We start from the raw sequence: 10847 nt of genomic DNA, 5'->3' as shown, positions 1-10847 counted from the left end.
TTCTTATTTAGCAGTGCATATCTGATTGCTGAATTTCTGAGTAAGCTCTATTTATCAATATGGGATCTATTTTATCAAGCCTCTGCATGTCTATTCGATGTGATCGAATAGATCAGCGTTTCCTTAATTCTTTATAAAATCATTCTGGTCGATATGAATTGAAATACTTGGTGATGGATTTCGGCTGATGATTACAGTGACGCACGCATTTGACCAAGAAACCCGTTTTTTTGACTTGCCGGTTGCACAGGCGGGTAACATAGTAACGGTGCAGTCACCCATATCGCCCAATTTAGCGCCGCCAGGTCATTATTTGCTATTTGTTTGGAATGCTTCGGGCGTTCCTTCGGTAGCCAGAATCATCCAAATGGGTTGAATTGTCAGTTGAGTAGTTAATGGCGATTTATTTTCACTAATAGGACTTTCTGCATGTGCAGTGACATTAAAGAAATTACCCAAGCACTGCTTAAATTTCGTGATGAACGGGATTGGGCGCAATTTCATAATGCTAAAGACCTTGCGCTGGCATTAAATATCGAAGCCGGAGAGTTGCTCGAGGCCTTTTTATGGAAGTCCTCTGAACAAGCGGATATCGATAAGGTGAGAGAGGAGCTTGCGGATGTTATTGCGTTTGCTTTGCTGTTAGCAGAAAAATACGATTTGGATTTGAAGCAAATCGTACTGCAGAAGATTGAGCAAAATGCACTAAAGTATCCGCTGGAAAAAGCTAAAGGCAGCGCTAAGAAATACACTGAATTATAAGGAATAAGGAGCGGCTGTCGCACTATTCTCGATTACCGGCTTGCCAAGCGCCACAGCGAAGTAAGCTCCGCAGCGCGAGCTTTGTGCAGTGGGTCGCTGGCATCCGAAACTCGGGGATGGTAGGGTTTCATATCCGTCCGATCCAATACTTTTAAGCCCGCCGCATCAATGGCGGCAAGCAATTCTTCGCGTGTGCGCAATCCCAAATGCTCAGCAAAGTCCGACAAGATCAACCAACCTTCGCCGCCGGGTAGTAAATGCGCGCTAAGCCCGTGCAGAAAACAGTGCAGCATGCGACTTTCCGGGTCAAAGATGGCATGCTCCAACGGTGAGCTGGGGCGCGCAGGAATCCAAGGCGGATTGCATACGATCAGTGCAGCTTGACCTGGTGGAAAAAGATCGGTCTGCATTAATTCAACCTGGCTTAGTAAATTCAGTCGCGTCAAATTGTCTCGTGCGCAACTTAATGCACGCGGATCTTGATCCGTTGCGATGATGTGTCGAACACCACGCAATGCCAGGGCTGCAGCTAATACACCGGTTCCGGTGCCAATGTCGAATGCTGTGGATTGGGTTGCCAGTAGTTCGGGAGGCGACACTTGCACAATCAATTGTACATACTCGTTGCGAATCGGTGCAAAAACCCCATAATGCGGGTGAATCGTGATGCCCAATGCCGGGATCTCAATTCCTTTTTTGCGCCATTCGTGTGCGCCGATTAATCCTTGCAGTTCACGCAACGAGGCGATATAGGGCTCAGTGCAGGGTCCGTAGGCTTCCAAACAAGCAGTGTGCGCATCGGGTGCGCGGCGCAGGGGAATGCTGTGATCGGCGTTAAAAGGGACCAGCAGTTTTTCCAAGACACGGGCGCGTTGCGATTGCGCCAGACGATGCCGGTGAAAAGCTTCCGCGGGTGAAATGCTTGGTTGTTTCGGTTTCTCCGGCTTTTTTTTGTCCGCACGCCGTGCCATTGCTTGCAGAAGTTGGCGTGCATTCTGAAAATCCCCGCGCCACAGCAACGCGGTTCCTTCGCATGCCAGTCGGTAAGCGGTATCGGCTGGCATGCGGTCATCAATGACTTGCACTCGTTTGGGCGGCAGCAGTCCCTTTTCAGAATGCCAATGAGCGGATTTATCCTCGCCAATTTCTTGCCAATGAATCATGCAATCATTGTTCATGGCGATAGCGACGGTAAAATAAGCCAAGTAGTAAAATAATAATATAAGGTCATGGAAGAATTAGAAATTTGTTGATGATTGTTGAGATTCTGAAACCAATTCATATTATACTCGCTACAAGAATTGGATTTATGGCAGTATCCTTCGTCCCTTTGTCTTGATAGTCATACCCAACCTGGGATGACAACCCGTTAACCCTCCTTGGAGTTTTATGTCTTTCGCTACTTTCGGCTTGTCCGATGAAATTGTTCGTGCCGTAACAGAACGCGGCTATACCGTACCTACACCCATTCAAGCGCAAGCAATACCCGCTGTCCTGGCGGGCGGCGATCTGCTGGCCGGGGCGCAAACCGGCACCGGAAAAACGGCGGGCTTTACCTTGCCGATTCTGCACCGCCTTTCTGACAAAAGCGTCAAAGGACCATCCATTGGACGGCCGCCAATAAGGGCGCTTATTTTGGTACCAACACGAGAACTTGCGGCGCAGGTGGAAGAGAGTGTGCGTGATTACGGCAAATATTTAAAGTTAAGTTCAATGATGATGATTGGCGGTGTGAATATTAATCCGCAAATCACTCGCCTGAAAAGTCGCGTGGATATTCTGGTCGCGACACCGGGACGCTTGCTGGATCATGTGCAGCAAAAAACACTGAGCCTGTCACAGATCGAAATTTTCGTGCTGGATGAGGCCGATCGCATGCTCGATATGGGATTTATTCGAGATATCAAAAAAATACTCGCGCTGTTACCCAAGCAACGGCAAAATTTATTATTTTCAGCGACTTTCTCGGACGAGATCCGGGCGCTAGCGGATAATCTACTCAACCAACCAGCCCTGATTGAAGCAGCGCGTCGTAATGCGGTTGCAGACAAGGTCACGCATGTGGTGCATCCGGTGGATCGTGAGCGCAAGCGAAATCTCCTGGCACATCTAATTAAGCAGCATGGCTGGTCACAGGTGCTGGTATTTACCCGTACCAAGCACGGCGCCAATAAGCTGGCAGAATTTCTGACCGCAGGCGGTATTCCTGCACTTGCAATTCATGGTAACAAAAGCCAGACAGCACGCACGCAGGCATTGGCCAAATTCAAGATGGGTAACCTGCAAGTCTTAGTGGCGACCGACATTGCCGCACGTGGCATTGATATCAGTGAATTGCCCCACGTGGTTAATTTTGAATTGCCTCATGTCCCCGAGGATTATGTTCACCGCATTGGCCGGACGGGGCGTGCTGGAGCGGAAGGGGATGCCGTATCGTTGGTGTGCGTGGATGAAATTAAGTTGCTCGCGGCAATTGAAAAATTGATTAAGCACGAATTGCGCAGCCAGGTGATTGCTGGATTTGAGCCGGATCCTCGTATCAAGGCTGAGCCAATTAAAAATGGCCGTGGTGGGGAACCACGTGGCGCAACACCCTCGCGCAATTCACCAAAAAAATCAGACAATAAAAAGCCGGTAAGTAAAAAACCTGCGGGTGCCGGCTTTGCTCCGTCGTCCCGTCGACGTTTCGATGAGCCTCGTCGAGCGAACGGAGCGCGAGGACGCTAGCCCACTATTCGATAATCCAGGGTGCAAACTTTTACGGCATCACTGCCGGAGCAAGTGGAATTTCGCGTAGCTTGAAGCCGGGTTTTAGACCACGCGCTTTGAACCAACCTTGGTTCATTTCCAGCGCATAGCGTACCGGCTTACTCGAACAGTGTGAGCGCTCTGTGCGTGGCTGCATGTCGCGCAAATTGACGATGGCGCCATCATTGTCGATAAACGCGATGGTGAGCGGTATCAACGTATTGCGCATCCAATAGCAGCGCACTTGCGGCACCTCGTAAACGAATAGCATTCCTTCGTTGATCCCCATCTTCCGACGGTGCATTAAGCCGATGCTCTGCTGGTTGTACGTGTGCGCAACCTCGGCTTGTATTACATGCATGCCGGCTGTTAATTCGACTGTAGGCAGGCGTGGTTGAGCGTGATCCTGTGCGACCGCATGGCTAGTGAATAATAATCCACAAGCCAGCGCAATGCCATGCCGCACTAAATTTCTAATCATGGTTTACCTTCATCGATTCTGGCTTGATCATCTTGTGGGGGCGCTATAGCAATCGCTTGTTGCGACTCGCTTGCATTAGTGGATTGTTTGCCGCGTTGCGTAAGCTTGCTGATCACGACAAAAAACAGCGGCACAAAAAAGATCGCCAGGAATGTGGCTGCCAGCATACCGCCGAACACACCAGTTCCGATTGAGTGACGGCTGGCTGCGCCCGCACCGGACGCGATAACCAATGGCAGCACGCCCAAAATGAACGCCATCGACGTCATGATAATAGGCCGAAAGCGAAGCCGTGCTGCATCAAGCGCTGCTTCGGTTAATGACATTCCGGCTGCATAGCGTTGATTGGCGAATTCCACAATTAAAATGGCATTTTTTGCTGCTAATCCGATCAAAGTCACCAAGCCGATTTGAAAATAAATGTCATTGGTCAAATCTCTTGTCCAAATTGCCAGAAATGCCCCCAGGATTCCAAAAGGGACGGCTAAAATAACAGCAAATGGAATAGACCAGCTTTCGTACAAGGCGGCCAATACCAGAAATACCATCAATAATGCAAAAGCGAACACATAAGTCGATTGTCCGCTGGCTTTACGTTCTTGCAAGGATATTCCGCTCCAATCGATTGAATAACCTTTCGGTGTGAGAACTTCATCGGCGATTTGTTGCAAGGCTTCAAGCGCTTCTCCCGAGCTATAGCCGGGAGCTGCCCCGCCCAATATGAACGCAGAATTGAATCCATTAAAATGCGTCACGGGATCTGGGCCACTATTAAACTCGGTGGTTACTACCGAATCCAGTGGAATCATAGTATTTGTTGTTCCTGTTCGGGCGCGCACATAAATCTTGCTGATATCATCTGGATTGGTGCGATATTCTGGCAGTGCTTCAGTCTGTACCCGGTAGATACGGCCAAATTTTACAAAATCATTGACATACAGATTACCAAAATAGGCCTGCATAGTATCAAATACTTCGGAAATCGGAACACCCAATGCTTTGGCACGTTCGCGATCTACCGTGGCAAACAGTCGTGGCGCACTGATACGAAAATTGGTGCTGGCAACCGCAATTGCCGGGTGTTCTGTGGCTCTGGCAGTAAACTCCTGCGCCACTGCGGCAAATTCAGCGAAATCTCCGCCAGCGGGATCCTGCAATTGCGCTGAAAAACCACCGGTGGAACCCAATCCGCTGATCGAAGGGGCATTAAAAGCTAGCACCAAAGCTTCCGGAATTTTGGCAAATTCCTGGTAAGCTGCGGCTATCAGCCCGGGTACCTGTTCGTCGGCATGCTTGCGTTCGTCCCAGTGATGTAACGGGACAAACATCGTCGCTTGGTTCGTTCCGCGGGTACCGAAAACAAAATTCTGGCCGGTCAGTGTGTCGGTTGAATGAACGACGGGAATTTCTTGAAAATATCCTTCAATTTTCTCTAAAACCTCGATGGTGCGCGTCAGTGAAGCGCCATCCGGCAATTGCACCACGGTAATAAAATATCCCTGATCCTCTTCCGGCAGGAAACTTCCAGGAATTGTTTTGAACAGACCCATATTAACCAGTATCAGCATCAAAAAAATGATAAGCGCAATTACGGATCGTTTAATGACGACGTCAACCGTTCCGACATATCCTGTCTGTGCCCAATCAAAAAACCGATTGAATGTTTTCCAGAATCGTCCAGGAGAGCCATGGCTAGGTTTGAGCACCAAGGCGCATAATGCGGGACTGAGGGTCAATGCCACAAATCCGGAAATAGTCACAGAGAGCGCAATGGTGATGGCAAACTGTTGATACAATTCACCAGTAATTCCACCCAAGAATGCCACGGGTATAAACACGGCAGCTAGCACTAGAACACTTGCAATTACTGGCCCAGTCACCTCGTTCATGGATTCTTTTGCCGCATCTCGGGGTGAAAGCCCGCCTTGTGTCATTTGTCGCTCGACATTCTCCACTACTATAATCGCGTCATCTACCACAATACCGATGGCCAGAATCATGCCGAAAAGCGTCAGCGTATTGATCGAAAATCCCAACGCTTCCATGCCGGCAAGTGTTCCGATCAGCGAAATTGGAACGGCGAGTGCCGGAATCAGCGTTGCACGCCAACTCTGCAGAAAAAGAAAAACAACCAGAATTACCAATACCATTGCTTCGGCAAGTGTTTTGACCACTTCCCTGATAGAAACATCAATGAATGTTGTTGTGTCGTATGGGATATCATAAGACACGCCTGCTGGAAAGCTGTTTGCAAGCTTGTCCATTTCTTCACGAATCCGTTTAGAGGTATCGAGCGCATTTGCGCCAGGTGACAGAAAGGTCAGTAAGAAAGTGTTAGGTTTCCCATTCCATCGCCCTTGCAGATCATAGGATTGAGCACCCAATTCCACGCGCGCAACATCCCGCATCCGTACCATCGCGCCGTCCGGGTGAGCACGAATAATCATGTCTTCGAATTCGTTAACCTCACTCATGCGTCCACGAGTAATGACCGGGATAGTTAATTCTGTACCCTTGGGTGTTGGTTCGCGCCCTATCCTGCCAGCTGGGAAATCGCGATTCTGCTCCCGCACGACCGCTGCAATTTCGGTTGGCGTAATATTAAGTTGCGCCATGCGGACGGGGTCGAGAATCAGCCGAATGGAGTAATTCTGCCCGCCAAAAATGATCGCGTCACCAACACCGGGAAGCCGTTTGACATTATCGAGAATGCGCAACAAACTGTAGTTTGAGAGAAAAACGGTGTCATGTTTGGGATCCGTTGAACTCAACGCAACCACCGCCAATAAATCGGGCGATGTTTTTTTAACCGTAATGCCCTGTCGCAAAACCTCATCGGGCAGTTGTGGCTCGGCCAGACGCTGCCGGTTCTGTGTCTGTACCTGTGCAATATCGATGTCGGTTCCAATCTCGAACGTGAGCTTCATGGTCATATGCCCATCGTTGGTACTGGTCGATTCATAATATAAAAGATTATCAATACCCGGAAGCTGCACTTCGATTGGACGAGCCACCGCTTCCGCCACGACTTCCGCGCTGGCGCCCGGATAATCCGCATCGATCTGCACCATCGGTGGCGTGATCTGAGGAAACTGCGCGATGGGTAGCTTTTGCAGAGCAACTAAGCCGATGACAACAATGATAATGGATAGTACCGATGCAAAAATGGGCCGGTCGATGAAGAAGTGAGAGTTCATGGCATGCTTTGCAGGTTGGGTTCCTCGGCATTATGGATTACGGCGGTTGTTTCTTTCTGATTGGTTACAGGATCGACTCTGGCACCCGGAAGAATCCGGAAAAAGCCCTCCACAACCACACGCTCCCCTGGACGCAAACCTTCTTCGATCAACCATTCCTTGCCACGCCACATGCTGGCCCGGATCGCTCTGAGTTCCGCCTTATCTTCCTCGTCAACGACATAGACAAACGAACCGCTAGGTCCTTGCTGCACAGCGCGTTGCGGGATCAGGATGGCATCGGTACGCGTATAGCCTTTAATACGAACTTTGACGAACTGGCCGGGATAAAAATAGGATTGCCCCGGAGCAAACGCGCCTTCGGGATTGGGAAATACAAATCGCCCTTGCAATGTACCCGTTTCAGGCCGCAAAGCAACATCTGCAAAATCAAGCACACCGTCTTGAGGATAGATGCTGCCATCCATGAAAGTCATCACGCCGCGTAACTGAAAAATATCCGGTCGCTCCACCTTATATTCAGCAAGTTCACGACGGCGGCGCAGAAGATAGCTTTCGGGAACACTGACATTGACATACATCGGATCCAATTGGTCGATCGTTGCGAGCAGTGTTTCCTGGGCTGAAATCAATCTTCCCTCATAGAAATGGCTGCGACCAATGCGGCCGTTCACTGGCGCTGTAATGATCGTATTATCCATGTCAAATTTGGCCTTGATCAGATCATTTTGCGCCGATTCCAGTGCCGCTGTAGCACCTCGTACCTCCGCCTGCGCGTCATCCACATTTTTTTTACTGACCGCTTGCTGCTCAAGCAACGGAAGCACGCGCGCCAGATCCTGCTTGGCTAGATCGAGTCGGGCCTGAGCCTGAGCCACCTTGGCTTTGCTGCTGAGATAAATGGCTTTAAATGGCACAGGATCAATGAGGTATAGCTGATTACCCTGTTTAATATTGCGCCCTTCGGTAAAAAAGACCTTTTTGATGATTCCGCTGACTTGCGAACGGATCTCGACTGGGCGAAAAGCTTCTGTTTGTCCAATGAATTCCGGTTCATCCTGAATCGCTTGCGATGTTACGGTGATTACTTCGACTTGCGGAATAGGGGCAGTAGAATCCGCAGGCGGCTTTTCGGTGCAACCGATCAGAAGAGCCAGGCATAATCCGATGCTTAAATAAATTTTATTCATGTTTCTCCTCTGTGCTGATGCAACCGAGTTCAGTATAGCTTTACTTCGTTTGTCTCATGACCATTGCTGTATTCCGGTGCCCATCCGCCACCCAAGGCATTATATAGCTGGACAATGGATACCAGATGAAGGCGCTGCGTCGCACTCAGGGAAAATTCGGCGTCGAACAGAGTGCGTTTGGCGAGTAATACATCGACATAACTTGTAATGCCTCCCTGATAGCGCAGGTCTGCCACATGCAAAGCCGAGTGCAATGCTTCGACCTGTTGCTGCTGCGCTTTGATTTGCTCGTTGACGGTGCGAATTGCCACCAGTGCATCTTCAACTTCTTTGAACGCAATCAAGATGGTTTGCTCGTATTGTGCGAACGCTTGCCTTGCCTGCGCTTCCGCGGCACGTTGCTCAAAACCCAGGCTTTGCGCATTGAGTAATGGGCCTGCTAAGCCAAGTCCGCCCACGCCAAACTCGCTACCGGAAAGCAGCAGATTGGATAAAGCCGGGCTGGCCACACCAAGAAAGCCGGTAATCGAAAGTTTGGGAAAGCGTGCTGCCTGAGCCACACCGATTCTGGCGGTGGCGGCTGCCAGAGTTTGCTCGGCCTGGAGAATATCCGGGCGTCGCTGCAATAATTCTGAAGGCAGGCCAGCGGGCACTTCGGGCGGAATCACTTGCTCTGTCAGGACACGTCCTCGCGCTATCGATATTGGGCTTCTGCCCAGCAGTACGCTGAGCTCATTTTCTTTTTGTACCATTCTGCGCTCAAGTTCAGCTACCCTTGAAGCTGCATTCGCTCGTTCCGCCTGGAACTGATCCAGATCAAGGCGTGAAATAATGCCGCCTTGCAGCTGCGCGCGCGAAATAGCGACCGATTCTTCCCATGAAGACAAGGCGCGATGCGCAATTTCCAGTTGGATGTCAAATTGCAACAGGTCGAAATAGGATTGTGCCACCGCACTGATAAGCGTCAAAATGATGGCGCGACGATTTTCTTCACGTGCCATCAGCTCAGCGCGGGCAGCCTCATTGGAACGGCGAATCCTGCCCCAGATATCGATTTCCCAGTTTAGCGTACTTCGCCCGAAATAGTTAAAAGGGGTTGGGAAACCGGGAATCCCGAACCCGCCCAGTGTGCCAAATACCGGTGCGCTTGCATCGTAATCCACATTCGGCACAAAATCCATAAACGCGATGCGTGATCGCGCCTGAAATTCTTCGACACTGGCGATGGCTCGTTTGAGATCCTTGTTTTCCTGCAAAGCTTGCTGGATCAATTGCTGCAGCGTTTCATCCTGCAGCAATTCCCACCAGTGTAAATTGGCAATCGATTCAGCCTCGATTCCCGACAACCGAAACTTCTCGGCAGTATCAACCTGCGGGCGAATAAAGTCCGGCCCCATTGCGCAGGCGGTAAGCAGCAGGATGGGAAGGATTGATAGGGTGCGAAGCCAGCGTTGCATTTGTTTCATTTGAGCATTGAAGGTAGAGACATTCTACAGTATTTAGACTGATAGTCAGAATCACATAGATTCTGTAGAGATGTCAAACTCAATAATACTTACTGAGAAGCGGCTGAAAATTACTTATGGTATTTAATTTCTTTCATATGTCATTTTAGCTAATCAGAAAACCGATATACTATTGTTTATATAAGTTATAATCCAACAAATTTATCGGGAATGGAATGTAAGGTCTATGCAACCGCCTAAAAGCGCTATTTGTGTAATTTGTGGAATTCGTCCTGCTACAACAGATGAGCATGTTCCACCTAAAGGTTTTTTTAAAGGGTTATCTGGGCAGTTTCGGACTGTGCCTTCATGTAGCCGCTGTAATAATGATAGTTCGTATGATGATGAAGCGTTACGATTTTATATCAGTGCACAACTTGGTAAGAGAACTGAGAGCACAAAGTTATTATGGGAAAAAGGCGCACATAAGAGCATCTTACGTAGCACTAAGCTACGATTCACATTCCTTAATACACTTCAAGAAGTAGCTGCTAAAAATTTAAACGGAGAGACAATTAGTCATTTAGCTTTCTTGGTTCCTGAGAGCTTATATCAAAGGGTATTTGAACGTGTAACTCGCGGGTTATATTTCTGGCATAGAGGTATAATTCTTCCCGCAAGCACACCTGTTAAGATAAATTTGCTATTGAATACTCCGGATTTAGATGATCCAGAATTGATGCTTTTTGAATCAAATTCGATTGCTGATGATGCATTTGAGTATAAGTATGGAATTGACCCACAAGATAGTTGTAATAGTCTTTGGATATTTGGCTTACATAAATCACATTGGATTAAAGCATCTACAGGGTTATTAACATGTGATGTATGCTAACTCGATGTTTGGTTGAGTAAATAAATAAGTTTTGTCAAACCAGAAAGCATTATCTTGCCATCATTATTCTGCCCTATCTATAATTGCGCTAAAAATTCCACCTTTTTAGCTTACAATGCAAAAAGGTTT

The 10847-nt window shown here is 48.7% G+C and carries 9 protein-coding genes; 4 read left to right on the top strand and 5 right to left on the bottom strand.

Annotated features, from left to right (window positions below):
- The first annotated feature begins 187 nt into the window (after nucleotides 1-187).
- Together QZV86_RS08070 and QZV86_RS08065 are read left to right on the top strand one after the other, a co-directional pair.
- Nucleotides 188-376 (top strand): galactose oxidase early set domain-containing protein, encoded by a 189-nt coding sequence (locus QZV86_RS08070; protein ID WP_295625966.1) that lies wholly within the window; start codon nucleotides 188-190, stop codon nucleotides 374-376.
- Nucleotides 377-429: 53 nt separating this feature from the next.
- A complete protein-coding gene (locus QZV86_RS08065) occupies nucleotides 430-762 on the top strand; it encodes a nucleotide pyrophosphohydrolase (protein ID WP_295625963.1) in 333 nt (110 codons plus the stop codon).
- A gap of 32 nt (nucleotides 763-794) precedes the next feature.
- Here the strand turns inward: QZV86_RS08065 and QZV86_RS08060 are convergent, their stop codons facing one another.
- Nucleotides 795-1940: a class I SAM-dependent methyltransferase gene (locus tag QZV86_RS08060; protein ID WP_295625969.1), complete on the bottom strand. Its 1146-nt coding sequence runs from the start codon at nucleotides 1938-1940 to the stop codon at nucleotides 795-797.
- Nucleotides 1941-2151: 211 nt separating this feature from the next.
- Between QZV86_RS08060 and QZV86_RS08055 the strand changes: the two genes are divergently transcribed.
- Nucleotides 2152-3489 carry a DEAD/DEAH box helicase gene (locus tag QZV86_RS08055; RefSeq protein ID WP_295625960.1) on the top strand — a complete coding sequence of 446 codons (1338 nt, stop codon included), beginning with the start codon at nucleotides 2152-2154 and terminating at the stop codon, nucleotides 3487-3489.
- A gap of 31 nt (nucleotides 3490-3520) precedes the next feature.
- Here QZV86_RS08055 and QZV86_RS08050 read toward each other — a convergent pair whose 3' ends face one another.
- From QZV86_RS08050 to QZV86_RS08035, 4 genes are read right to left on the bottom strand one after another with little or no spacing between them, the layout of a single operon-like run.
- A complete protein-coding gene (locus QZV86_RS08050) occupies nucleotides 3521-3991 on the bottom strand; it encodes a DUF192 domain-containing protein (protein WP_295625956.1) in 471 nt (156 codons plus the stop codon).
- Entirely contained in the window at nucleotides 3988-7188 is a 3201-nt protein-coding gene (locus QZV86_RS08045; RefSeq protein ID WP_295625953.1) for an efflux RND transporter permease subunit, read from the bottom strand. Before QZV86_RS08045 ends, QZV86_RS08050 begins: the two co-directional genes overlap by 4 nt.
- Nucleotides 7185-8378, bottom strand: a complete 1194-nt coding sequence (locus QZV86_RS08040) for an efflux RND transporter periplasmic adaptor subunit (protein ID WP_295625950.1) — start codon at nucleotides 8376-8378, stop codon at nucleotides 7185-7187. The genes QZV86_RS08045 and QZV86_RS08040 overlap by 4 nt, the downstream gene beginning before the upstream one ends.
- A 29-nt stretch (nucleotides 8379-8407) precedes the next feature.
- Nucleotides 8408-9835 carry an efflux transporter outer membrane subunit gene (locus QZV86_RS08035; RefSeq protein ID WP_295625947.1) on the bottom strand — a complete coding sequence of 476 codons (1428 nt, stop codon included), beginning with the start codon at nucleotides 9833-9835 and terminating at the stop codon, nucleotides 8408-8410.
- A gap of 235 nt (nucleotides 9836-10070) precedes the next feature.
- On the opposite strand from QZV86_RS08035, the gene QZV86_RS08030 reads away from it, so the two are divergent.
- Complete coding sequence (locus QZV86_RS08030; RefSeq protein WP_295625944.1) at nucleotides 10071-10718, top strand: hypothetical protein; 648 nt, start codon at nucleotides 10071-10073, stop codon at nucleotides 10716-10718.
- Nucleotides 10719-10847 lie beyond the last annotated feature (129 nt).

The sequence above is a fragment of the uncultured Nitrosomonas sp. genome, from assembly GCF_902826915.1.
GTDB lineage: Bacteria > Pseudomonadota > Gammaproteobacteria > Burkholderiales > Nitrosomonadaceae > Nitrosomonas.
Note: the sequence above shows the minus strand (reverse complement) of the source record. Positions and strands in the feature narration are given on the sequence as shown.